At 66.8% G+C, this 24,574-nt stretch carries 24 protein-coding genes; 13 read left to right on the plus strand and 11 right to left on the minus strand.

The genetic code is table 11. From position 1 onward, the window contains the following. The first annotated feature begins 190 nt into the window (after positions 1-190). On the plus strand, positions 191-667 hold the full coding sequence (locus tag ASF00_RS00565) for a hypothetical protein (RefSeq protein ID WP_055872739.1): 477 nt from the start codon (positions 191-193) through the stop codon (positions 665-667). A 156-nt stretch (positions 668-823) separates the two neighbouring features. Here ASF00_RS00565 and serB read toward each other — a convergent pair whose 3' ends face one another. Further along, positions 824-1,705, minus strand: coding sequence for a phosphoserine phosphatase SerB (serB, locus tag ASF00_RS00570; RefSeq protein WP_055875132.1), 882 nt, complete (start codon positions 1,703-1,705; stop codon positions 824-826). Here serB and miaA point away from each other — a divergent pair. The 4 genes from miaA to ilvC all read left to right on the plus strand — a co-directional run bounded on the left by miaA (position 1,704) and on the right by ilvC (position 6,100). Then, entirely contained in the window at positions 1,704-2,627 is a 924-nt protein-coding gene (gene miaA / locus ASF00_RS00575; RefSeq protein ID WP_200910474.1) for a tRNA (adenosine(37)-N6)-dimethylallyltransferase MiaA, read from the plus strand. The two genes, serB and miaA, sit on opposite strands and share 2 nt — an antisense overlap. An 82-nt stretch (positions 2,628-2,709) precedes the next feature. Beyond that, a complete protein-coding gene (locus ASF00_RS00580; protein WP_055872741.1) occupies positions 2,710-4,458 on the plus strand; it encodes an acetolactate synthase 3 large subunit in 1,749 nt (582 codons plus the stop codon). Beyond that, positions 4,458-4,973: an acetolactate synthase small subunit gene (gene ilvN, locus ASF00_RS00585; RefSeq protein ID WP_055872743.1), complete on the plus strand. Its 516-nt coding sequence runs from the start codon at positions 4,458-4,460 to the stop codon at positions 4,971-4,973. Before ASF00_RS00580 ends, ilvN begins: the two co-directional genes overlap by 1 nt. A 107-nt stretch (positions 4,974-5,080) precedes the next feature. Then, positions 5,081-6,100 carry a ketol-acid reductoisomerase gene (ilvC, locus tag ASF00_RS00590; protein WP_055872745.1) on the plus strand — a complete coding sequence of 340 codons (1,020 nt, stop codon included), beginning with the start codon at positions 5,081-5,083 and terminating at the stop codon, positions 6,098-6,100. A gap of 601 nt (positions 6,101-6,701) precedes the next feature. Here ilvC and ASF00_RS00595 read toward each other — a convergent pair. From ASF00_RS00595 to ASF00_RS00615, 5 genes are all read right to left on the minus strand, one after another. Beyond that, positions 6,702-7,061 (minus strand): tetratricopeptide repeat protein, encoded by a 360-nt coding sequence (locus ASF00_RS00595; RefSeq protein ID WP_055872747.1) that lies wholly within the window; start codon positions 7,059-7,061, stop codon positions 6,702-6,704. Between the two features lie 190 nt (positions 7,062-7,251). Continuing rightward, positions 7,252-7,680 carry an ExbD/TolR family protein gene (locus ASF00_RS00600; protein ID WP_055872750.1) on the minus strand — a complete coding sequence of 143 codons (429 nt, stop codon included), beginning with the start codon at positions 7,678-7,680 and terminating at the stop codon, positions 7,252-7,254. Positions 7,681-7,710: 30 nt separating this feature from the next. Continuing rightward, positions 7,711-8,190: an ExbD/TolR family protein gene (locus tag ASF00_RS00605; RefSeq protein WP_055872752.1), complete on the minus strand. Its 480-nt coding sequence runs from the start codon at positions 8,188-8,190 to the stop codon at positions 7,711-7,713. Between the two features lie 91 nt (positions 8,191-8,281). Next, complete coding sequence (locus tag ASF00_RS00610) at positions 8,282-9,076, minus strand: MotA/TolQ/ExbB proton channel family protein (RefSeq protein ID WP_055872754.1); 795 nt, start codon at positions 9,074-9,076, stop codon at positions 8,282-8,284. 54 nt (positions 9,077-9,130) lie between these two features. Beyond that, positions 9,131-9,790 (minus strand): energy transducer TonB, encoded by a 660-nt coding sequence (locus tag ASF00_RS00615; protein ID WP_443024369.1) that lies wholly within the window; start codon positions 9,788-9,790, stop codon positions 9,131-9,133. A gap of 245 nt (positions 9,791-10,035) precedes the next feature. Between ASF00_RS00615 and ASF00_RS00620 the strand changes: the two genes are divergently transcribed. Beyond that, entirely contained in the window at positions 10,036-10,932 is an 897-nt protein-coding gene (locus ASF00_RS00620; protein ID WP_055872758.1) for a hypothetical protein, read from the plus strand. Between the two features lie 44 nt (positions 10,933-10,976). On the opposite strand, the gene ASF00_RS00625 is transcribed toward ASF00_RS00620, so the two are convergent. Beyond that, on the minus strand, positions 10,977-11,258 hold the full coding sequence (locus ASF00_RS00625; RefSeq protein ID WP_055872760.1) for a Rossmann fold domain-containing protein: 282 nt from the start codon (positions 11,256-11,258) through the stop codon (positions 10,977-10,979). A gap of 4 nt (positions 11,259-11,262) precedes the next feature. Further along, positions 11,263-11,634, minus strand: a complete 372-nt coding sequence (locus ASF00_RS00630) for a dihydroneopterin aldolase (protein WP_055872762.1) — start codon at positions 11,632-11,634, stop codon at positions 11,263-11,265. 181 nt (positions 11,635-11,815) lie between these two features. On the opposite strand from ASF00_RS00630, the gene ASF00_RS00635 reads away from it, so the two are divergent. The 4 genes from ASF00_RS00635 to ASF00_RS00650 are packed head-to-tail and all read left to right on the plus strand — an operon-like array spanning position 11,816 to position 14,718. Next, positions 11,816-12,331, plus strand: coding sequence for a GNAT family N-acetyltransferase (locus ASF00_RS00635; RefSeq protein WP_055875138.1), 516 nt, complete (start codon positions 11,816-11,818; stop codon positions 12,329-12,331). A gap of 43 nt (positions 12,332-12,374) precedes the next feature. Next, the gene (locus ASF00_RS00640; protein ID WP_055872764.1) at positions 12,375-12,956 is read left to right on the plus strand and encodes a DUF1285 domain-containing protein; all 582 of its coding nucleotides are present in this window, start codon (positions 12,375-12,377) and stop codon (positions 12,954-12,956) included. Continuing rightward, positions 12,953-13,549: a CoA pyrophosphatase gene (locus tag ASF00_RS00645; protein ID WP_055872767.1), complete on the plus strand. Its 597-nt coding sequence runs from the start codon at positions 12,953-12,955 to the stop codon at positions 13,547-13,549. The genes ASF00_RS00640 and ASF00_RS00645 overlap by 4 nt, the downstream gene beginning before the upstream one ends. Then, positions 13,540-14,718: a CCA tRNA nucleotidyltransferase gene (locus ASF00_RS00650; RefSeq protein ID WP_055872769.1), complete on the plus strand. Its 1,179-nt coding sequence runs from the start codon at positions 13,540-13,542 to the stop codon at positions 14,716-14,718. Before ASF00_RS00645 ends, ASF00_RS00650 begins: the two co-directional genes overlap by 10 nt. A gap of 22 nt (positions 14,719-14,740) precedes the next feature. Here ASF00_RS00650 and ASF00_RS00655 read toward each other — a convergent pair whose 3' ends face one another. The 3 genes from ASF00_RS00655 to ASF00_RS00665 all read right to left on the minus strand — a co-directional run bounded on the left by ASF00_RS00655 (position 14,741) and on the right by ASF00_RS00665 (position 20,030). Continuing rightward, positions 14,741-16,429 (minus strand): putative bifunctional diguanylate cyclase/phosphodiesterase, encoded by a 1,689-nt coding sequence (locus ASF00_RS00655; RefSeq protein ID WP_055872771.1) that lies wholly within the window; start codon positions 16,427-16,429, stop codon positions 14,741-14,743. Between the two features lie 94 nt (positions 16,430-16,523). After that, entirely contained in the window at positions 16,524-18,776 is a 2,253-nt protein-coding gene (gene parC, locus ASF00_RS00660) for a DNA topoisomerase IV subunit A (RefSeq protein ID WP_055872773.1), read from the minus strand. Between the two features lie 33 nt (positions 18,777-18,809). Then, positions 18,810-20,030, minus strand: a complete 1,221-nt coding sequence (locus ASF00_RS00665; RefSeq protein ID WP_082463144.1) for a glycosyltransferase — start codon at positions 20,028-20,030, stop codon at positions 18,810-18,812. A 141-nt stretch (positions 20,031-20,171) separates the two neighbouring features. On the opposite strand from ASF00_RS00665, the gene ASF00_RS00670 reads away from it, so the two are divergent. The 3 genes from ASF00_RS00670 (at position 20,172) to ASF00_RS00680 (ending at position 24,425) form a co-directional block, all read left to right on the plus strand. After that, entirely contained in the window at positions 20,172-21,074 is a 903-nt protein-coding gene (locus ASF00_RS00670; protein WP_055872775.1) for an alpha/beta hydrolase, read from the plus strand. A gap of 14 nt (positions 21,075-21,088) precedes the next feature. Beyond that, entirely contained in the window at positions 21,089-22,303 is a 1,215-nt protein-coding gene (kynU, locus tag ASF00_RS00675) for a kynureninase (protein WP_055872777.1), read from the plus strand. A 76-nt stretch (positions 22,304-22,379) separates the two neighbouring features. Beyond that, positions 22,380-24,425, plus strand: a complete 2,046-nt coding sequence (locus ASF00_RS00680) for an NAD(+) synthase (RefSeq protein WP_055872780.1) — start codon at positions 22,380-22,382, stop codon at positions 24,423-24,425. The last annotated feature ends 149 nt before the right edge of the window (positions 24,426-24,574 follow it).

Consider the following 24,574-nt stretch of genomic DNA (forward strand, 5'->3'; position numbering starts at 1 on the left):
GCCAACCAACCCGTCGCGTGTGTCAACCCGCTACGCCGGCAAAAGCCATGGTGCGTCCGGAACGCGGGGTCGACAAACGATCGCGGTGAACGTTGGTGCCTGCCGTCCGCCGGCATGCGGGCGGTAGCCTGGCAGGGATCAAATAGCACGACCGGTCGTTTCGTTTCGACATCGACCGGGAGCTAGATGAATGAACAAGACCTTGGCGCTGGCATTTGCCGGCGCAACGCTGTTGGCCGCGTGTTCGGGCGGACAGCCTGCAACCACCAACGACGCGATGGCCGACAACGGCGTCTCGTTGCGCAATCTTGCCGAGACCGAGGTCGCGGTCCCCAAGCCCGAGCAGTTGACGGTCAAGGGACGGCTGATTCCGACTCCGTCCGACCCAACCTCGCGCCATTTCCTGTTGCGCGAGCGCAAAGCGGCGAGCGGCACGATCATCGCGATCCTGCGCCAGGAGCATGACGGCAAGGTCGCCTATGCGCGGACCGAGACCGATTGCGCCAACCGCCTGTTCCACGTGCTCGGCGTCGGGCCGAACCGCGCGCTGGTCGAGACCAACATCGCGCATGACGGCCCGCTGCGCCCGATCAAGGGCCTGCCGCTGCGTGAGGAGCTGGCGACCTATGTGTGCGCGGCAAGCGGTACGCCGCTGGCCAAGGGGTAACCAGACTGCGGCCAAACCTGATCCTCCCCCGCCAGGGGGAGGTGGCTGGCTCTTGCCAGACGGAGGGGGAGGGAAAAGGCAACAGCCGTTTCGTGTCCGCCCCCTCCGTCGCCTTCGGCGCCACCTCCCCCTGGCGGGGGAGGATCGTACGGGTAGCTAGTCCACAATCCAGTTCCGCCGCGCGATACCCTGCGCGTAGAGCAGCGCGGTCAGGTCGCCATGATCCACGCGCGCCGCCGCCGCCGCCGCGACGATCGGTTTCGCGCGATAGGCGACCCCCAACCCCGCCGCCTCGATCATCGCGAGATCGTTCGCCCCGTCGCCTACCGCGAGCGACTCCTCCACTACGATTCCCCGCTCCGCGATCGCCGCGTTGAGCGTCGTCAGCTTCGTGGCCGACCCGACGATCGGCTTGGTCACCGTCCCCGTCAGCACGCCATCCGCAACCTCGAGCACATTGGCGATCGCGCGATCGAAGCCGATCGCCTTGGCCACCGGCTCCGCGAACCGCGTGAACCCGCCCGACACCAGCACCGCCAGCGCCCCGCGCGCCCGCATCGTCCGCACCAGCGCCTTGGCGCCCGGCATGATCGTCACGCGCTCGGCGAGACAGCGTTCGATATCGCTCTCCGCCAGTCCCTTGAGCAGCGCGACGCGCGCATCGAGCGCCGCCTCGAAATCGAGCTCGCCGCGCATCGCGCGTTCGGTGATCTCCGCGATCTGCGGCTTGATGCCGGCATAGTCGGCCAGCTCGTCGATGCACTCGACGGTGATCATCGTCGAATCCATGTCCGCGACCAGCAGCGTCTTGGTGCGCGTGAGACTGGACTGCACGACCACATCGGTCTTCGCGAACGCACCCTCGAGTGCGCTGCGCGCCGCATCCGGCGCCATGCCGAAGATCAGGTCGGCGGCATCGCCCTCGTCGATCCAGCCGCTTGCGCCCGGTGCGCAGCCCGCGTCGCGCAGCCGGTCCATGCCGGTCGAAATATCGCCCGCAGTCAGCGTGCCCGAGGCTATAAGCGTTGCCGTGAACATGAATAATCTCCCGAAGGTCGCGCTCATCGCAGGGCCGACCGCGAGCGGCAAGTCCGCGCTCGCGCTCGCCATCGCCGCGCGCCACGACGGCGTCGTCATCAACGCCGATTCCGCGCAAGTCTACGCCGATCTCCGCATCCTCACCGCGCGCCCCTCGGCAGAGGAAGAGGCCAGCGCCCCGCACAGCCTGTTCGGCCATGTCGACGCTGCCGACGCGACCTATTCCGCCGCCCGCTGGGCCGCCGAGGCGACGCGCGCGATCGACGAAACGCTCGCCGAGGGCAAGCTGCCGATCCTGGTCGGCGGCACCGGCCTCTACGTTCGCACCTTGCTCGATGGTATCGCCCCCGTCCCCGCGATCGACCCGGCGCTTCGCGAGCAGATCCGCGCCCTCCCCGTCGCCGACGCGCATGCAGCCCTTGCCCTGCTCGACCCGCCCGCCGCGGCACGGCTCAACGCGGCCGACACCACGCGTGTCGCGCGCGCGCTGGAGGTGGTCCGCGGCACCGGCCGCACGCTCGCCGACTGGCAGACGACGCGTATCGGCGGGATCGGCGACCGCCTCGACGTCCGTGCCCTCATCCTCATCCCCGACCGCGACTGGCTGAACGCGCGCATCGACCAGCGCTTCGCCGAGATGGCCGAGACCAGCCAAGCGGAAGTTACCGCACTCCTCGCCCGCACCGACATCCCGCAGGACGCGCCGATCCGCCGCGCGATCGGCGTCCCCGAGATCGCCGCGCTCGTCCGCGGCGAGACGTCGTTGACCGACGCGATAGCCGCCGGATCTCTCGCCACGCGGCGCTACGCCAAGCGCCAATATACCTGGCTCAGGCACCAGCCCCCGGCCGCCTGGACGCGCACCGACGCGCTCGATTTTCCAGCGCGCCTGCAGCAATTTGAAACTATATTGCTAAAATGATGTTTGACACGCATCTTTTATATCGGTAGCCGCCCCCTCCACGAGGCGCTAAAGGCGGCGCATTCGAAAGGATTTTGACGTGATGACCGAGAAGAGTGGAGCCGATATCCTGATCGAGGCGCTGTGCGATCTCGGCGTGGAGGTCGTGTTCGGCTATCCGGGTGGTGCCGTGCTGCCGATCTACGACGCGCTGTTTCGCAGCGGCCGGATCAAGCACATCCTGGTGCGCCACGAACAGGCGGCGACGCATGCGGCGGAGGGCTATGCGCGCTCGACCGGCAAGCCCGGCGTGGTGCTCGTCACCTCAGGGCCCGGCGCGACCAACGCGGTCACCGGGATCACCGACGCGCTGATGGATTCGATCCCGATGGTCGTGATCACCGGCCAGGTGCCGACCGCGCTGATCGGCACCGACGCGTTCCAGGAGGCCGATACCGTCGGCATCACCCGCCACTGCTCGAAGCACAATTATCTCGTGAAGGACCCCGCCAAGCTCGGCGGCGTGATCCACGAGGCGTTCCACATCGCCACCTCGGGTCGTCCGGGGCCGGTGGTCGTCGACATTCCCAAGGACGTGCAGGTCGCCACCGCGCGGTACACCAAGCCGGGTCCGATCCAGCACAAGACCTATCGTCCGCAGGTGAAGGCCGACCAGAGCCAGATCGAGCAGCTCGTCGACATGATCGCGGCCGCCGAACGCCCGATCCTGTACACCGGCGGCGGCATCATCAACTCGGGCCCCGCCGCGAGCCAGCTGCTGTGCGAACTCGTCCGCATCACCGGCGCGCCGGTGACGTCGACGCTGATGGGCCTCGGCGCCTATCCCGCGAGCGGCGAGCAGTGGCTCGGGATGCTCGGCATGCACGGCACCTACGAAGCCAACATGGCGATGAACCAAGCCGACTTGGTCGTCGCGCTGGGTAGCCGCTTCGACGACCGCGTGACCGGCCGGCTCGACGCGTTCAGCCCGAATTCGCGCAAGGTGCATATCGACATCGATCGCTCGTCGGTGAACAAAACCGTACGTGTCGATCTCGGGATCATCGCGGACGTCGGCCATGCGCTCGAGGACATGGTGCGGATCTGGAAGAGCCGTCAGCATCCCAAGCCCGACACGACCGACTGGCAGCGTCGTATCGCCGGCTGGCGCGCGGTGAAGTGCCTCGATTTCCCCGAGAACGACCCGAACGAGATCATGCCGCAGCGCGCGATCCGGGCGCTGTTCGACGCGACGCACGCACGCAACCCGATCATCACCACCGAGGTCGGCCAGCACCAGATGTGGGCAGCCCAGCATTTCGGCTTCGAAAAGCCGAACAAGTGGCTGACCAGCGGTGGTCTCGGCACGATGGGCTATGGCCTGCCCGCCGCGATCGGCGCGCAGCTCGGCAACCCCAACGCGCTGGTGATCGATATCGCCGGCGAAGCGTCGATCCAGATGAACATCCAGGAGCTGGCGACCGCGTCGCAATACCGGTTGCCGGTGAAGATCTTCATCCTCAACAACCAGTATATGGGCATGGTCCGCCAGTGGCAGGAGCTCACCTATGAGAGCCGCTATGCCGAGAGCTATTCGGATTCGCTGCCCGATTTCGTGAAGCTGGGCGAGGCATACGGCTGGAAGGGCATCCTGATTGAGACGCGCGACCAGCTCGACAGCGGGATCGCCGAGATGCTGGCCTATGACGGCCCGGTGATCGTCGATTGCCGCGTGTCGCAGCTGACCAACTGCTTCCCGATGATTCCGAGCGGCGCGGCGCATACCGACATGATCCTGCAGGCGAACGAAGTGTCGGGCACGATGGACGACGAAGCGAAGGCGCTGGTTTAATGCATATTTCCCAGGAAAAGGCCGAGCGGCACACGCTCGCCGTCATCGTCGACAACGAACCGGGCATCCTCGCCCGGATCGCCGGCCTGTTCACCGCGCGCGGCTATAATATCGAGAGCCTGACGGTGTCGGAGATCACCGCCGACAAGTCGGTCAGCCGGATCACGATCGTCACCAGCGCGTCGCCAGCGACGATGGAGCAGATCCTCGCGCAGCTCGACCGGCTCGTGCCCGTCCACAAGGTGACCGACCTCACCGCGATGGGCGCGCATGTCGAGCGCGAGCTGGCGCTGGTCAAGGTCCGCGGCACCGGCGACCACCGGATCGAGGCACTCCGCCTCGCCGACGTCTACCGCGCGCGCGTGGTCGATGCGACGACGTCGAGCTTCGTGTTCGAGGTCACGGGCGGCACCGACAAGATCGACAAGTTCGTCGAGCTGATGGGCGAAGTCGGCCTGATCGAAGTCGCCCGAACCGGCATTGTCGCGATCGCCCGCGGTAAAGAGCCGGCCTGAATTAACTGTGTCATCCTGACGAACGTCAGGACCCAGAGCCACGAACGGCGCGGCCTGGAACCCTGGGTTCCGGCGTCCGCCGGAATGACGAAAGAAGGAAGAATATAATGCGTGTCTATTACGATCGCGACGCCGACCTGAACCTGATCACCGACAAGAAGATCGCGATCGTCGGTTATGGCTCTCAGGGCCATGCGCACGCGCAGAACCTGCGCGATTCGGGCGTCAAGGACGTCGCAATCGCGCTGCGCGAAGGCTCCGCGACTGCCAAGAAGGCGATCGAGGCGGGCTTCGCAGTTAAGTCGAACGCCGAGGCCGCCGCCTGGGCCGACATCGTCATGATCCTTGCCCCCGACGAACATCAGGCCGCGATCTACGCAACCGACCTGCACGACAATCTGAAGCAGGGTGCGACGATCGCGTTCGCGCACGGCCTGAACGTGCATTTCGGCCTGATCGAGCCGCGCGCCGATCTCGACGTCATCATGATCGCGCCCAAGGGCCCCGGCCACACCGTGCGCAGCGAATATGTCCGCGGCGGTGGCGTCCCCTGCCTGATCGCGATCGACCAGGACAAGTCCGGCAACGCGCACGACATCGCGCTCGCTTACGCCAGCGGCGTCGGCGGCGGTCGCTCGGGCATCATCGAGACCAACTTCCGCGAGGAATGCGAGACCGATCTGTTCGGCGAGCAGGCCGTGCTTTGCGGCGGCATCACGCACCTGATCCAGGCCGGGTTCGAGACGCTGACCGAAGCCGGCTACGCGCCCGAAATGGCCTATTTCGAGTGTCTGCATGAGACCAAGCTGATCGTCGACCTGCTGTATGAAGGCGGGATCGCCAACATGCGCTATTCGATCTCGAACACCGCGGAATATGGCGACATCACCACGGGTCCGCGGATCATCACGTCGGAGACCAAGGCCGAGATGAAGCGCGTGCTGGCCGACATCCAGTCGGGCCGTTTCGTGAAGAACTTCATCCTCGACAACCGCGCCGGCCAGCCCGAGCTGAAGGCCGCGCGCAAGCAGGCACTGGCGCATCCGATCGAGAAGATCGGCAGCGAGCTGCGCGGCATGATGCCGTGGATCGGCAAGAACGCGCTCGTCGACAAGGCGAAGAACTGACGCGACCGGGCAGCTGCGCGGCAGCCACGGTGGAGCCCAACCGAGGGCACGGCCTCACTGTGGCCCGCACGAGGGCAGCAGCCGGTGTGCGAGCACAGCCCCAAAGCTGACCTCCCCTGCCCGCGGCGACGTTGTCGCGGGCCTCGTTCCGCTCCGATCGCACGCGGCCCGTTGCCGGATCCGCCGGCGGAGGGAGAGTTGGATGGGCTCACTGCGTGCCGGCGACGCCCGCTAATCGCACGATTGATCGTCGGCCCAAGACGCCTCCCTCCAGACGTCGAAATGACGCGCGATCCACGATGCGCGACCCACGACATGGCGCGGTAGGTCGACCGACCAAGCAGGACCGATACCGGTGAAACGCCATCACCATCGTACAGGCGTGGCCCGAGCGGCCGATGCAACGCGTGCTGGTTTTCCGGAGCAGCGTCGCCAGATCCGACCGTCGTCCCCGCCAACAGCAGGCGCATAAGGACCGGAACGTACCGAACGCGGCAACCGTCATCAGGTCGCTTCCAAGGGTTCGCGCCGCCGCAGACCCCATCGACGTGTCACGCCTGTTGCGAGCGAACAAGCGTGACCGAGACGGATCGCGGCTGACTCAGCGAGTCGCGATCATCTGCAACTGGCGGCTCAGCGCGCGGCTTGCGAGGTCGTGCGACGAAACCACGGACCCCGATGGCAGGTCCATCGCGACCGCCGGCCGCGCCAACACCGCCGCATACAGCGCGCGTGCCTCCGATTCGCGACCCGTGCGATGATAGACCGACGCCAAATTCAGCATCAGCTCGGGCCGCTGCGGGAATATTTTCCGCTCGGCGACGATGCGCTGTTCTGCCGCGGAGAGATCCCCCGCCGCGATCGCCGTATAACCGGTGCGATCGACTGTAGCGGACGGTGCCGCCAACGCGGGCGTCGCGGCGCCCAGGGTTGCGAGAACGAACAGGACGGAATTGCGCATCGCTCATCTCCTCTGACCTTCGCCCATTGGAAGGTTTCATTTTTATGACAGCGGTGTGTCACTTCAATGACGGTCGCACAAGTACATTGATCAATCTTGATCGAACGCGTGCACGCAAACCCTGGCGCACAACGAAAAAGGGCGGCCCCGGAGGACCGCCCTTTGGACGTTCGATACTGTACAGGACGACCTAGAAGTCGTTGCGATATTGCTCGTTGCCGATGAAGCCGAGCTTGGTGATCGCCGACCGCTTGACCGTGGCCAGCGTGCGATCGACCACTTCGTACCGCGCCTGCGGATCGGGCTGGAAGTGAAGCTCGGGCTCGGGAGTCATGCCGGCGCTCTGGTCCAGATACTGGCGCAGCGTGACCTCGTCGACCGGCGATCCGTTCCAAGCCACGACGCCCGCGGGATCGATCGTGATCTTGTTCTTCTCGGGGTTAACCGGATTCTGCGGCTGGTTCGGGCTGTTAACCGGAAGGTCGACCTTGACCGCGTGCGTCTGGATCGGGATCGTGATGATGAACATGATGAGGAGAACGAGCAGGACGTCGATCAACGGCGTCATGTTCATTTCCATCATCGGCGAGCCGTCTTCTTTGCCGCCGCTCATTGCCATTCTATGCTACTCCTAAATACGTCCGAGCGATCAGCGTTCAGTGGTGCCGCCGGGGGGCGGCTCGGAGATGAAGCCGACGCGGGCGAAACCGGCGCGCTGCATCGTGTAGATCGTGCCGCCGATGCACTTGTATGGCGTGTTCACGTCACCGCGGATATGCGCTTCCGGCAGCTCCAGGCCGGCCGCGTTCGCGCCACCCTGGCGATCGATCTCGGCCTTCAGCTTGACCACCGCGCGGTCGAGCAGCTCGGTCGAGGTGACCGGGCTCATGCCCCAATATACAGCGCAGCTACCATCGGGCTTGGTCGTCACGGACAGCGAGACGTTCTCCGGCTTGGTCATCGTCGGATCGAAGCGGACCTCCGGGAGCTTCAGCTGGACCGCCTGGACCGCGACAGTCGTCGTCACCAAGAAGATGATCAGGAGCACGAGCATGACGTCGACTAGCGGCGTCGTATTGATGTCCGATATCGAACTCTCGGTGGAATCGCCACCAACACTCATCGCCATGTGCGAACTATCCTATCCATTTGATCGCCACCGGAACTGCCGGCGGCAATGAAGCGGGGCCACTGCGAACAGCGGCCCCGCCTTTCGCGTCTTAGTTGGCGCGCGGTACGCCACCGGTCTGGCCGGCGGTCGTGGTCGTCGTGACAGGCTTGGCCGGAACTGGCTTGGCGCCCGATGCGATCGACGGACGCACGGCGCCGTTCGAAGCGAGGAAGCCGAGCACGTCGTTCGAGAAGGCCGACAGGTCCTCTGCGATCGACTTGTTGCGGCGCTGCAGCCAGTTGTACGACAACACGGCAGGAACGGCGACGACCAGACCGAGCGCGGTCATGATCAGTGCTTCACCGACCGGCCCTGCGACCTTGTCGATCGATGCCTGGCCCGATGCGCCGATCTTCACGAGTGCGCGGTAAATGCCGATAACCGTACCGAACAGACCGATGAACGGCGAAACCGAACCGACCGTCGCGAGGAAGGCGAGACCACCACCCAGCTTCGAGTTGATCGCGGCTTCCGAACGCGCCAGCGAACCGTGCAGCCAGTCATGCGCCTCGACCGGATCGGTCAGCTTCGAATGCTGCTCCTGCGCCGCCAGACCGTCGTCGACGATCTGCTTGTAAGCCGAGTTCTTCTCGAGCTTGGCCGAACCTTCGCGCAAGGAGTTCGACGACCAGAAGGCCTGGCGGACGCGCTTGCCCTGGCCGATGATCTTCTGCTGTTCGAACAGCTTGGAGAACAGGATGTAGAACGACACGATCGACATCAGCACGAGGATGCCGAACACGGTCTGCGAGATCAGACCGCCTTCACGAAGGGCGGCTTGCAGGCCGTACGGGTTGGCGTCGGCTGCGGCGGGCGCTGCCGCTGCAAGAATGGTGGTGATCATGGTCGGTTTAGTCCTCTGACTGAATTTTATCTGGTGCGGTTAGGGTAGGTGGGATCAATCCTCTGGAAGGACCCACCGGACGTTCAACTGGTACGAGGAGGCGATCGGATTGCCGCTCTCATCCTTGGCCGGGGTGAAGCGCACCCTTGCCTTGGAGATGCGACACGTCGCGTCGTCGAGCGTCGTGTTGCCGCTGCCCGACGTCACCGTACAGCCGGTCACACGACCATCCGTACCGATTGTCAGCTTCGCGGACACGCGACCCTGTGCACCCTCGCGCTGCGCCGATGGCGGATAATTGTCCGCACCGAAATACTGCGCGGGATTACCCTTCAGACCGGCCGCCTGCGACACCCTCGGCGCTGGCGGCGCGGCTGGCGGTGCCGGCGGCGCTGGTGGCGCTGGCGGAGCCGTCGGCTGGCTGAGCGGGATGATGTTCGACGTCTGCATGGCAGGCGCGGGCTGAGGCGTGACAACCACTGGCGGCGGCGTGACGACCGTGGTCGGCGGCGGCGGCAGGTTTGGCTGGTCAGGCGGCGGCGGCGGGGGCTCGTCGGGCGGAGGCGGCGGCGGCGGCGGCTCCACGTCGAACGTCGTCATCTTTTCTTGGGCCTTTTTCACGTACTGGTACGCGAGGCCCGTGACGAAAGCGTAGCCCAAGGCCGCATGAATCAGCGCGACGATCACGATCGCGACGATTTTGCCTCCGGACATCTTCTGGTCAGTATAGGCCATTCAGAAACGACACTCCCTTAATCTGCCTGCTCCGTACGCACATGCCCGCACTGGCTGCGTGGCGCATACGTCTGCCGTTGGCCGGAATAACCACGGGGCAGTCGCCAAGTCCTATCGCCACGTCATGCGACACGCAAACGCTTTGTCAGACGCAACAAACGTACAACCGCAGCATGGCAGAATTATTTCTGTATCGTTCAGCTTGGTTGGCGTAGCTTCGGCAGATGAAGTCCATCATTCACGTTACGGCTTCGGCCCTGTCGATCGCGCTCGTCGCGCTCCCCGCCGCCGGTCACCAAACCCCCGCGCAACCGTCGGTTTCGGCGATGGCAAGCGACAAACTACCGGGTGCGGTGCAGCGCGAGGCGGTCGGCGCACCGGGCTATGCAGACATTGCCGACCTGGTCCTGTCGGCGCCGGTGATCGCCGATGCCACGGTCCGATCGACGGCGAAGATCAAGCCCGCCGAGGCACCGAATCTGGCGGCGGGACTTGTCCGACTATATGTCGAGGTCGATGTCACGGCGCTGATCCGTGGCGCCGACGGCCTGCCGCCGCGAATCGGCTATCTGCTCGACGTGGCCCCCGATTCGGCAGGTCGCATACCCAAATTCAAAAAGGCGCGGGTGCTAATCTTCGCCAAGCCGGTCGCGGGCGCGGTCAACCAGGTCCAGCTCGTCGCGCCCGATGCGCAGGTCGACTGGACGCCGACCGCGGACGCGCGGGCGCGGCAAATCGCCAAGGGCGCGCTGGCGAGCGACGCACCGCCGGTGATCACCGGGATCGGCAACGCGTTCCATGTCGCCGGCGCCCTGCCCGGCGAAGGCGAGACGCAGATCTTCCTGACGACTGCGGACCAGCGCCCGGTGTCGCTGTCGATCATCCGACGTCCGGGCGAACAGCCGCGATGGGCGGTCGCGCTGAGCGAGATCGTCGACGAGTCGGCGGCGCCCCCTGCCCCTGAAACGCTGCTCTGGTACCGACTGGCATGCGCATTGCCGCAGAGCCTACCCGAGCGGAGCACCGGATCGCTCGAGGCGACCGACGCGACGATCGCACGCGAAGACTATGCCTTTGTGATCGCTGCGCTCGGACCGTGTGGGCGGACGCGCAAGATTTGAATGCCGCACGATCCTGCCCCTACGGGGGCGAGGATCGTGCGGATCTAGCGTTTGCCGATCGGCAGCACCTGCCCAGTGGTTGACCGAGCCGCTTCGAGGAACTCGACTGCCGCGTCCACATCGTCAGGCTGCGCTTCCTCGGCTAGCACCACGGCGTTCACCCGAGTCGCAGGCGCAAGCTCGATCGCCAGCGGGCCGATCGCGGCGCGTGCCTGGGCCATCGCCAGCGAATCCAGCGCCGCCGGGATCATGACGACCAACGAGTCGCCCCACGCTCCGCGCACCAACGCTGCGATATCGCCGCCCGGCTCAAGCGTCAGCCGCATACCGTCAGCGGCGATGGCGGACGAGCGTCACGCCGATCGCCTCGTCCGCTTCGGCGATCGCCAGCTTCACGATCTTCACCTTCACGCGCAGCACGCGCGCGTCCTGCAGGAACAGCGTCTCACAGATATGATCCGCGACGCCTTCGATCAGCGTGAAATGGACGCCAACCGGCAGCGCCGTGGTCGCCGCGTTCTTCAGGTCGAGATAGTTTTTCGACGCCGCCAACGGCGTATCTGGATCGAATCGCTTTGGACACACCATGTCTACCGTCAGCGAGATCCGCAGCGGCTGCGGCAGGTGCGTTTCCTCGGAGTAGATGCCGGTCAGGACCTGCACTTCGAGGTCGTGCACTTCGAGTTGAAGACTGTCTTCCATGGCCGCGCCTCTAGCAGACACGCGCAGAGATGAAAGCGGGCCAGATGAAAGCGGGTCAGATGAAAGGCGAGCTGCTGACGATCGCGCCAGATGTCCGGTTATCCTTGCGTTCAGGTGCGCCGCGGCTAAAGCGCGCTGCCCTCGCCGTCCATGCTCGGACGCGTCGCGGGAGGAGATGCCGGTGATCACTCTCGTCCCCCTCGACAGCATCGATTCGACCGCCGTCGAGTTTCTGCTCGACCGCGCCTTCGGGCCCGGCCGGTTTGCGCGCACGGCCTATGCGATCCGCGGCGCGGGCAAGGCGATCGCCGCGCTCAGTTTCGCCGCGGTCGAGGACGGCGTTCTCGTCGGCTCGATCCAATGCTGGCCGATCGCGCTGGCCGACGACGCCCGCCAGATCCCGCTTATCATGGTCGGCCCGGTTGCGGTCGAGCCGACGCATCAGGGCGACGGCATCGGCCGGCGGTTGATGTCGCACGCGCTCGATGCTGCCGCTGCCACGGGCCGCGATGGCGCGCTGATGCTGATTGGCGACCCCGACTATTATAGCCGGTTCTTCGGCTTCACCGCCGATCGCACTGCGCACTGGCAAGCCCCCGGTCCGGTCGACCGACACCGCCTGCTCGCACGCGGCGACGCGGTGCCGAACGCCGCAGGTATGCTCGGCCCGCGTGTACGGGTCGGCGCATCGGCGTAACGCGCGGCTTTACCTCGCGGCCCCTCCCGCCTAGTCCGCCGCGATGCCCATGGATCTCATCCCCGATATCGCTTCATTGAGCCTCGCCGAAATCGCCCGCCTGGTCGAGGAGGCGAAACTGCCGCCCGTCGACAAATGGAATCCGACGCATTGCGGCGACAGCGAAATGCGGATCGCGCGCGACGGCACCTGGTATCATCAGGGCTCGCCGATCGGGCGCCCGGCGATGGTCCGGTTGTTCTCGACGATCCTGCGCCGCGAAGCCGATGGCAGCCACGTGCTGGTCACCCCGGTCGAAAAGCTCGACATCGCGGTCGAGGACGCACCCTTCACCGCAGTCGAGATGAAGGCCGAGGGCAGCGGTCGCGACGCGAAGCTCGCCTTCCGCCTCAACACCGGCGATCTTGTCACCGCAGGGCCTGACCATGCGCTGCGGTTCGTCGAGGATGCCGATGGCCCGCGCCCCTATCTCGTCGTGCGCGGCGGCATGGAGGCGCTGGTCGTGCGCTCGGTCTATTACGAGCTCGCCGAACGCGCGATCGCCGACGGTGCGACGCCGCCGGGGCTCTGGAGCGACGGTGCGTTCTTCGCGCTCGAGCCAGCAGCACCGGATCTCGCCGCATGATGCTGAAGGACCGGCTGGCGGTGGCGCTGGCAAAGGGCGCCGGTGCGCACATGATCCTGCTGACGGGCGACCAGCATGACGGCGATCTCGCCGCGACCGACACGCTGCTCCCCGCGGCGGTGCTGATCGCGGTCACCGACCGTGCCGATCCGGGCGTGATCCTGACGCAGCGCACCGACACGATGAGCCGCCACCCCGGCCAGATCGCGTTCCCGGGCGGCCGGATCGATCCCGGCGAGGACGTCGTCACCGCCGCGCTGCGCGAGGCCGAGGAGGAGATCGCGCTGCCGCGTCGCCACGTCACCGTGATCGGCGAAGCGGACAGCTATCGCACCGTGACCGGGTTCCAGGTGACGCCGGTGATCGGCATCATCCCCCCCGACCTCGTCTTCACGCCCAGCGAAGCCGAGGTCGCCAGCGTCTTCGAGGTCCCGCTCGCCTTCCTGCTGGACGAGGCGAACCATGTCGAGGCGACGCTGGAATGGCAGGGCCATGACCGGCATTATTACGAGATCATGTGGAACGACCGCCGGATCTGGGGTGCGACCGCGGCGATGATCGTCAACCTCGCGCGCCGCCTGAGGTGGTCTTGATACTCCCGCTCGCGCCGTGGCGCCTGCGTGACGGTCTCGAACCGCTGGCCAAGGTGCTGGGCGCTGCGGACGGCGACTCGCGCTTCGTCGGCGGCGCGGTGCGCGATACGCTGCTCGGGATCGACGTCGCCGATGTCGACATCGCCACCCGCCTGCCGCCGCAGGAGGTGATCGAGCGCCTGGAAGATGCGCGGATCAAGGCGGTCCCGACCGGCCTCGCGCACGGCACCGTTACCGCGGTCACCGCGGGCGGCCATGTCGAGGTCACGACGCTGCGCCGCGACGTCTCGACCGATGGCCGCCATGCGATCATCGCCTATACCGACGACTGGCGCGAAGACGCCGCGCGCCGCGATTTCACGATGAACGCGCTTTATGCCGATCCGGCGACGGGCGAGATCTTCGATTATTTCGGCGGCCTCGACGATCTCGCGGCGCGGCGCGTGCGCTTCATCGGCGATCCGCTGCAACGAATCGCGGAGGATCACCTGCGCATCCTCCGCTTCTTCCGCTTCCACGCCCGCTTCGGGTCGACGATCGACGAGGCGGGGCTCGACGCCTGCACCGCGCGCGCGAACGACCTCATGGCGCTGTCGCGCGAACGCGTCGCGAGCGAAGTGCTGAAACTGCTGGTCGCCGCCAACGCCGTGGCCGTCGTCGCGTTGATGGTCGAGCGCGGCATTTTTCGCGCGGTGCTCCCCGAGATCGACGCCGCCGGTGCCCAGCGCCTCGCCCTGCTCGCCGACCGCGAGACCGCGGCGGGCATTGCCGCGGATCCGATCCGTCGCCTCGCCATGGCGATTGCCCCGGCTGCGGCCGAAGCCGTCGGCGCACGCCTGAAACTGTCGAACACCGACCGCAAACGCCTGATCGCCGCGACCGCCGGCCGCGGCGAGGAGGGCGCGCAGGCGCTCGCCTATCGCGCAGGCACGCCCGGCGCGATCGACCGGCTGCTGATCGCGGGCGAAGACGTTGCTGCGATCAAGGACTGGACGCCCCCCGTATTCCCGTTCTCGGGCGGCGCGCTGGTCGAACGCGGCCTGCGCAAGGGCCCCGACGTAGCCGCCATGCTGCGCAAGGTCGAGACACAATGGATCGTCGAGGGCTTTCCCGATGCCGCACGCGTCGGCGCGATCGCGGACGAGATGGTGGCGCACGCGCTACGCTGATGCGGCGCCGGGTCGGGTGCGGCTAAGCGCCCACCCCGGTCCCGATCATCGCAAAGGCCGCATCCGCCTCCAGCGGCTTGGCGTAGAAATAGCCCTGCCCATAGGTGCAGCCGAGCGCGGCAAGCGTCTGCGCGAGTTCGATGGTCTCGATTCCCTCGGCGGTCGTCTTCATCCCCAGCGCCTGCGCCAGGCTCAGAATCGCGCGGACGATCGAGACCTTGTCGCGGTCCGCCAGCATTCCCGTGACGAAGCTGCGGTCGATCTTCAGCACGTCGATCGGCAGTTTCTGAAGATAGGCGAGGTTCGAATAGCCGGTCCCGAAATCGTCCATCGCCAGCGTCGTGCCGAGCGCCTTCAGCGCATGCATCGTCTCCGCGATCCGGTCCGGATCGGTCACGATCGCGCTCTCGGTCAGCTCCAGCGTGAAACGGTCGCCGGTCAGACCGGTCGCCACCAGCACCGCCTCCAATACAGGGGCGATGTCGTCGCGCTGGAGCTGGATTGCCGATAGATTGACCGCGACCTTCACACCGCACGGCGCACCATGACACGCATCCCAATATGCCAGCGTACGCGCAGCCTCGTCGATCGCCCACCGTCCGAGCGGTACGATCAGCCCGGATTCCTCGGCCACCGGAATGAACTCGGTCGGACAATGATGCGTGCCATCCTCGTCGGTCCACCGCGCCAGCGCTTCGAACGACACGATGCGTCCGGTCGCCAGGTCGCAGATCGGCTGATAGGCGAGGCGCAGCTCGCGGTTCTCGATCGCCCGGCGCAAGGCCGTTTCCATGCTGAATTGCGCGCGCGCGATCGCGAAATCCTGCGGTAGATAGCTTTCGGCGCGGCCGCTCGCCTTGGCGCGCTTCACCGCGAATTGCGCGTGGCGGATCAGTTCGGCGACGTCCTCCGCCTCGTCTGCACCGTGCGCGATACCAACCGAGCATTCGACGCTGATTTCATAGTCGGTGAGCCTGAACGGTGTCGTCAGCGTCCGCTGGATCCGGTCGGCGAGCGCATGCGCCTCGTGACGGTCGCTGTCGCCGGCGCCGCCGCCCTCGATCGCCATCAGGATGCCGAACTGATCCCCGCCGATCCGCGCCAGCGTATCGCGCGCGCGCAACGCCCCCTTTATCCGGCGCGCGACGGTGATCAGCAACTCGTCCCCCGCCAGCGAGCCGAGGCACGAGTTCAGCCGCCCGAACCGGTCGATATCGATCGCCAGCACCGCGATCGCGCCGCGATCCCCGACACTCTCGATCAGGTCCTCAAAGCCTTCGCGGTTCGGCAGTCCGGTCAGGCTGTCGGTGGTCATCTCTCGCCGCAGGCTGCGTTCGGTCTGGACCTGGGACGTCTGATCGATGAAGCTGATCGTGCAGCGGTCGCGCAACGACGCAAAGGTGCGCGCGATCGTCACACGGTAATAGCGGCAGTCGATCGCATCGCCGAGCGTCCACTCGAAATCCAGTCGCAGGCTCGGCGACTCGAGAAAAGCAAGTATCCGGGGCCCGAGTTCGCCGATCATCGGCGATCGCTCGGCGATCACGCCGAGACCTGCCAGCTTGTAGGCGCGGTTCATTGCGAACAGATCGAACTTGCCGGCGTTCACGACGACATGCGCGGCGGGGATCGGGACGAGCTCCAGCGCCCGAGCGACCAGTTCCGTCGCGACGATCGATTGCGTTGTCGCGTCCGGGGCCATGGATGCCATGCCCCCGCTTAGCCCAGCTTCGTTAAGACGTCCTGAAGGAACCGAAACGGCCACTGTCCGTCACGGCGATCGGACATTCCGGTTTTACGGCGTGCTATCCGAACCGGTTGTCGCGCGGAAATCCAGTCGGCGGCATCCTGCCCGCCGCGCCCCGCGCCGCGCGCCAGGGCCCTAGATCCGATTCGGTGCGGGTGCGCCCCGTCCCCCCCCCCATCGCCCAGCTCAGTCCCTCGGCAAAGACGAACGTGATCGCATCCGCCAGCCCGCCGTCACGGTAGCGCTGCAACTGGAGCCCCTGCCCGCGAGTCATCTCGACCAGCTCGGCGAGCGGGAAGACCAGCATCTTGCGGTTGTCGCCGATCGCCGCGACGTAATCGTCGCTCGGCCCGATCGGGCGTACGATCTTCAGCTGTGCGCCCGGCCGCGGTGTCATCACGGTCTTGCCCTTGCGCGTCTCGGCGATCACCTCGGCGCTGCTCACCGAGAAACCACGCCCGTCGGTCGCCACCACCAGCAGTTTGGGATGCCGGCTCGCCGGCAGCAGCGCGACGATGCCGATGCTCCCGTCGAGGTCGATCATCGCGCGCACCGGTTCGCCAAAGCCGCGCCCGCCCGGCAGCTTGTCCGCCGCCAGCGTATAGAACCGCCCATTCTCCGCCGCGAGCAGCAGCTTGTCGGTCGTCTGTGCGTGGAACGCAAATGCGGGGCCATCGCCCTCCTTAAACTTCAACGCCTCCGGGCTCGCCAGGTCGTTGTGCCCCTTCATCGCCCGGATCCAGCCGCGCTGCGACAGGATGACGGTGATCGGCTCGCGCTCGATCATCGCCTCGAGCGGGATGTCGCGCGTCGGCGCATGTTCCTCGATCGTCGTCCGGCGCTTGCCGAGCATCGTCTCCAGCCCATAGCGATCGCGAATCTTGGCCATGTCGCGCTTCATCCGCGCGCGCTGTTTCTTCGGGTCGGCCAGCAGCGCGGCGAGCGTCGCCTGCTCCTTGTCGAGCTTGTCGCGCTCGGTCTTGATCTCGAACTCTTCGAGCCGCCGCAAGCTGCGCAGCCGCATGTTGAGGATCGCCTCGGCCTGACGATCGGTCAGCGCGAACTCGGCGATCATCACCTTCTTGGGCTCGTCCTCGGTGCGGATGATCTCGATCACGCGGTCGAGGTTCAGATACGCGATCAGATAGCCGTCGAGCAGTTCGACCCGGTCGGCGATCTTCGCCAGCCGATGCTCGGTCCGCCGGCGCAGCACGACGAACTGGTGATCGACCCACGCGGCGAGCGCCTGCCGCAGGCTCATCACGCGCGGCGTGCGATCCTTGTCGAGCACGTTGAGGTTGAGGCTCACGCGCGTTTCGAGATCGGTCAGCCGGAACAGCCCGTCCATCAGGATCTGCGGATCGACCGTGCGGCTGCGCGGCTCGAGCACGATGCGGATCTCGGTATCCGATTCGTCGCGGACGTCGGCGAGGATCGGCAACCGCTTGGCGTTGATCAGCTCGGCGATCTGCTCGATCAGCTTGCCCTTCTGCACGCCGTACGGGATCTCGGTGACGATCAGCTGCCAGCCGCCGCCCTTCTCGCGCTCGGTCTCCCAGCGCGCCCGCACGCGGAAGCCGCCGCGCCCGGTCGCATAGGATTCACGGATCACCGCGGGCGGATCGACGACCAGCCCGCCGGTCGGGAAATCGGGGCCCTTCACGTGGGCCAGGATAGCGGCATCGTCGGCGTCGGGCGTGTCGATCAGCACGATCGCCGCCTCGAGCAGTTCGGCGGCGTTGTGCGGCGGGATGCTCGTCGCCATCCCCACCGCGATCCCGCTAGCGCCGTTCGCGAGCAGGTTGGGGAACAGCCCCGGGAACAGCTCGGGCTCGTGATCCTCGCCATTATAGGTCGGGCGATACGCGACCGCATCCTCGTCGAGCCCGTCCATCAGGTCGATCGCGACCTGCGTCAGCCGCGCCTCGGTATACCGATAGGCGGCCGCGTTATCACCGTCGATATTGCCGAAATTGCCCTGCCCGTCGACCAGCGGATACCGCATCGCGAACGACTGCGCCAAGCGCACCATCGCGTCATAGACCGACTGGTCGCCATGCGGATGATATTTGCCGATCACGTCGCCGACGACGCGCGCGCACTTCTTGTACCCCTGTGCCGGATCGAGTTTCAGCAGCCGCATCGCCCATAAAAGGCGGCGATGCACGGGCTTCATCCCGTCGCGCACGTCGGGCAAGGATCGCGCAGTGATCGTCGACAACGCATAGACCAGATACCGCTCGGAGAGCGCGCTATCGAAGGGGGCGTCGACGATGCTGTCGAAGGGATCTTTGAAGTCGCTGCTGGCCATTGTACACACCGATAGCAGTCACACGCGGAACGATCAAAGCATCCCGCGCGCCGGCGTCACCTTTTGTTCTCTTTTCGTTGTCCGCTCATGCCCGGCGACCGCGGCGGCAAGCAACGCCCGGTGCTGCCGGCCGGTTTCGCGCCAGTCGTAGCGCTCGCCATAGGTCCGCGTCGCGCTCCGGTCGGGCAGGTCGGCGAGCAATCGCGCGATCCCGTCGGCGATCGCCGCATCCGAGCGATCCGCGGTCAGCACGCCAGCCTCGGGCACGCGCACCACCTCGGGCGATCCCCATACCGGCGTCGCCACCAGCGGCGTTCCGCAGGCGAGCGATTCGAGCAGCACGTTAGCGATGCCCTCACGGTCCGAGCAGCTGGCGGTCAGATCCGCCGCGCCGTACAGATCGGGCAGTCGGTGCTGATCGACATGACCGAGAAAATCGACCCGCCCCGCCACGCCGAGCGTCGCGGCGAGCGCGCGCAACGCACCCTCGCGGGGGCCGTCGCCAGCGATCATCAACCGGACGTCGGGCAACGTCGCGATCGCGCGGATCGCAAAGTCATGCCCCTTGCGGTCGATCAGATGCCCGACCGACAGCACCGTCGGTGCGGTGATCCCCATCCGTCGCCGCAACGCCGCACGGTCCGCAGGCGGCGAGAACAGGACGAGGTCGACGCCGTGTTCGACCACGCAGACCTTCTCGCTCGATGCTCCGATCGCAACCAGTTCGTCGCGCAGTGCCGCCGCCACCGCGGTCGTCGCACTCGCGCGGTCGATCGCCGCCAGGATCATGGCGCGCTCGGCGCGATATTGCGGGATCAGGCTGACATCGGTGCCGAGCGCACTCATCACGAACGGCCGATCGAACCACCGCGCGAGCAGCCCCGCCGCGACGCCGTCTGGATAAAGATAATAGGAATCGATCACGTCGAAATCGAAGCTGCGCCGGATCCGCGCCACGTGACGGTACAGCGCCGCCGCCATCAGCCAGGGCGCCGCGGCCATCCCGATCTTCGGCACTACTGGATAGCGTGGATGTGTGATCGCCACACCGCGCCGAACGGCGTCGTGCGGCACGCGAGCGAACTCTGCATAGCGCCCGAAACCGGGGTTGGCGCTCGGAAACCACGGTACCGGCGCCACAACGCGGACCTCGTCCTCGGGCTGGACGACGTGACCGACGCGGTGCTCGATGAAAATCCCGTGCCGGCGCTGCACGTCATTCGGGTACAGGCTCGACAGCACCAATATCTTCATCGCGCACCTTCGTACCACGGTCGACGCGGCACACCTCTCATCGCTGTCGCTCTACGCCTGTTTTTCCATCGCGATCGGCAAAATTTGCGCACCGCCGTCTCTTGACGGGACAGGCGGCGCGTTGGTCGATAGCATGGCACGATGCGCTTATTCCTCGCCGCCGCCCTGCTGCTACCTCTGGCTATCGTGCCGACGCCAGCCCTCGCCGATCTGCTCAAATGGCCCGATCTCACTAGCCGGGCCAAACCGACCGCGGACGCGACAATCGCATACGGAACCGACCAGATGCAGAAGGTCGACGTCTGGCTGCCTAAGGGGAAGGGTCCGTCCCCGGTGGTCGTCATGGTCCATGGCGGGTGCTGGACCACCGGCATCGCCGACCGCAGCCTGATGAACTGGATCGCCAACGATCTGCGCCAGAGCGGAGTCGCGGTCTGGAACATCGACTATCGCGGCGTCGATCGCACCGGCGGCGGCTATCCCGGCACGTTCGCGGATGCGGCACAGGCGACCGACGCGCTGGCGAAGCAGGCGCGCCGGTTCAAGCTCGACACGGCCCGGGTCACCGCGATCGGCCATTCGGCGGGCGGCCACCTCGCGCTCTGGCTCGCCGCCCGCCCGAAGCTGCCCGCGACCAGCCCGCTCTACGCCGCGCATCCGCTCAGGATCGATCATGCCATCAGTCTGGGCGGTCTGCCCGATCTGGAAGCCACCGCGGCCAGTCCCGGAAATGGCTGCGGGGTCGAGGTGGTCGCCAAACTGGTCGGCCCGCCCGGCCCGCGACATCCCGACGTCTATACCGACACGTCCGTCCCCCGCCTCCTCCCGCTCGGCGTGCGTCAGGACCTGATCAACGGCCGCGAAGACCGGATCATCCCCTTCGTCATGGCCACCGACTATGTCGCCAAGGCGGTCGCGGCGGGCGACACCGCCACGCTCCACGTCATCCCCGCCACCGGCCATGTCGAGCAGATCGCCCCCGAAACGGCCGCCTGGGCGGCCGCAAAACGCCTGATCCTCGCAGACTTCGGGAAGACCCAGTGACTCGGAAGAATACAGTGACCCTGGAAGACGCCCGCGCGCTCGACGCGACCGACCCGCTCGCCGCCCGCCGCGACGACTTCGCGCTCCCCGAGGGCGTGATCTATCTCGACGGAAACTCGCTCGGCGCGCTGCCCAAGGCGACGCCCGCCGCGCTTGCCGACGTCGCGAGCCGCCAATGGGGCGACCGTCTCATCCGCAGCTGGAACGAGGGGTGGATCGACGCCCCCCAGCGGATCGGCGCCAAGATCGCGCCGCTGATCGGCGCCGCCGCCGACTCGGTCATCATCGGCGACACGACCTCGACGCATCTCTTCAAGGCGCTGGTCGCCGCGCTGCGCAGCAACCCGGCGCGCCACACGGTCGTCAGCGAAGCCGGCAATTTCCCGACCGACCTCCACATCGCCGAAGGCGCGGTCGGCTGCGTTCCGGGTGCGCGGCTGAAGGTGGTCGCGCGCGAAGACCTGGCCGCCGCACTCGACGACGACACCGCGGTCCTGCTGCTGACGCACGTCCATTACAAGACGAGCGACCGTTTCGACATCGCCGCATGGACCGCGCGCGCGCATGCCGCCGGCGCGCTCATGCTCTGGGATCTCAGCCACAGCGTCGGCGCGGTGCCGATCGACCTGACCGCCGCCAACGCCGACATGGCGGTTGGCTGCACCTACAAATATCTCAACGGCGGGCCCGGCGCGCCGGCGTTCCTCTACGTCGCGAAACGCTGGCAGGACTCGCTCGCCAGCCCGCTGTCCGGCTGGATGGGCCACGCCGCGCCGTTCGCGTTCGAGGATGCCTATCGCCCCGCCCCCGGGATGAAGCGCTGGCTTGCCGGCACCCCGGCGATGCTCTCGACCGCTGCGCTAGAAACCGCGCTCGATCTCTGGGTCGACATCGACCAGCACGCGGTCGCCACCAAGAGCGCGAGACTCTTCGACATCCTCGCCGCCGCCGGCGATGCGCTGGGCCTCGACTGCGTCAGCCCCCGCGACCCCGCCAGGCGCGGCAGCCATATCAGCTTCCGCCATCCGCAGGCCTATGCGCTGACCCAGGCGCTGATCGCCCGCGGGGTGATCGGCGACTTCCGCGACCCCGACATCCTCCGCCTCGGCCTAACGCCGCTGTATCTCAGCCATGAGGACGTCTGGCGCGCGGGCGACATCCTGCGCGAGACGATGGAGAGCGAGGCATGGCGCGATCCCGCCTTCGCCGAACGCCTCGCGGTGACGTGAGCGGCGACCGGGTCGGGCCGCCGATCGCCGTCGCAAGTCGGTAGCGCACCTGCCCAAGCGCTTGTATCGGTGCGCGATGACGCATCCATTCTACGCGATCCATAGTCATGGGCTGATCCGGGTCGCCGCCGCCACGCCGCGCGCTTCGGTGGGGGATACCGGCGCCAATGCCGACGCGACGATCGCGCTGGCCCGCGAGGCGGATGCGCGCGGCGTCGACCTGGTCGTGTTCCCCGAACTGAACCTGACCTCCTACGCGATCGACGACCTGCATCTGCAGACCGCGCAGCAGCGCGCGACGCTGGCCGCGATCGCGACGGTCGTCGCGGCGAGCTCGACGCTGCGGCCGGTGCTGCTCGTGGGCGCAGCGCTGGTGCGCAACGGACGGTTGTACAACTGCGCGCTGGCGATCGCGCGGGGCACCACCCTCGGCGTGGTCCCCAAAACGTTCCTCCCCAACTACCGCGAATTCTACGAAAAGCGCTGGTTCGCGAGCGGCGCGGGTCTGACCGGGCTGACGATCGCGCTTGGCGGCGAGGACGTGCCCTTCGGTACCGACCTGATCTTCGCCGCGCGCGACCTGCCCGGTTTCGTGTTCCATGCCGAAATCTGTGAGGATTACTGGGCCCCCACCCCGCCCTCGACCGCGGGTGCGCTCGCGGGGGCACTGATCTGCTGCAACCTGTCCGCCTCGAACATCGTCATCGGCAAGGCGCGCGAGCGGGCGATGCTGGCAGCGGCGCAGTCGGCGCGCGCGGTGTGCGCCTATGTCTATTCGGCCGCGGGGCCGGGCGAGAGCACGACCGAAGTCGCGTGGGACGGCCAGGGCCTGATCCACGAACTCGGCGACCAGATCGCGGAATCGAAGCGGTTCGCGACCGAACCCGAACTCGTCGTCGCCGATGTCGATTGCGAACGGATCACGCAGGAACGCCTGCGGTTCGGCACGTTCAACGATGCCGCCACGTTCGCCGGCACGCCGGAGACGCGCTTCCGGCGGATCGCGTTCGATCACACGCCGGTGCTGGCGGACGGCGGCCTGGAGCGCGCCATCCGCCGCTTCCCGTTTGTGCCCAACGATCCGGCACGCCGCGACGATGATTGCTACGAAGCGTTCAACATCCAGGTAGAGGCGCTGTCGAAGCGGCTCGTCGCCGCGCATGCCGAGACGATCGTGATCGGCGTCTCCGGCGGCCTCGACTCGACGCATGCGCTGATCGTCGCGGCCAAGGCGATGGATCGGCTCGGCCGCCCGCGCAGCGCGATCCTCGGCTTCACCATGCCCGGCTTTGCGACCGGCGAAGGCACCAAGGCGAATGCCTGGGCGCTGATGCGCGCGCTCGGCATCTCCGCGGAGGAGATCGACATCCGCCCCGCCGCGCGGCGCATGCTGGAGGATATCGGCCACCCGTTCAGCGACGGCGACCCCGTCTACGATATCACGTTCGAGAATGTGCAGGCAGGCCTGCGCACCGACTATCTCTTCCGCCTCGCCAACCAGCGGCGCGGGATCGTGCTCGGCACGGGCGACCTCAGCGAGATGGCGCTGGGCTGGTGCACCTACGGCGTCGGCGACCAGATGAGCCATTACGCGGTGAACAGCGGCGTGCCCAAGACGCTGATCCAGTTCCTGATCCGCTGGTGCATCCGCACCGACCAGTATGACGCGGCGACCGACGCGATCCTCGCGACGATCCTGGCGCAGGAAATCTCGCCCGAGCTCGTGCCTGCGGGCGCCGACGGCGCGTTGCAGAGCACCGAGTCGATGATCGGTCCCTATGCGCTGAACGATTTCTTCGCGCATTATGTGATCCGCCACGGACTCGCCCCGTCGAAGATTGCGTTCCTCGCCTGGCATGCGTGGCGCGATGCGGGCCTCGGCGCGTGGCCGCAGGACCTGCCCGCCGATGCGCGCATCGCCTATGACCTGCCGACGATCCGCCACTGGCTGGAGAAGTTCCTCGTCCGGTTCTTTGCGACCAGCCAGTTCAAGCGATCGGCGATGCCCAACGGACCGAAGGTTTCCGCGGGGGGCGCGCTGTCGCCGCGGGGTGACTGGCGCGCGCCGTCCGACGGTATCGCAACCGCCTGGATCGAAGAATTGCGGTCAAGCGTTCCTTAGCGTTCGTCGCGCGACCTTGCATAAATTGCAGGCGCGGCGCATTGTGAACATCCTATGACAGTGGCTCCACCGGATGGATCGCGCGATCGCCGGATCGAGATCCCATCTAACCTTTGGCTGATTCACCCGGCAGGCCGTGCGCTTTTGCC

This window comes from Sphingomonas sp. Leaf34, assembly GCF_001421805.1.
Lineage (GTDB): Bacteria > Pseudomonadota > Alphaproteobacteria > Sphingomonadales > Sphingomonadaceae > Sphingomonas.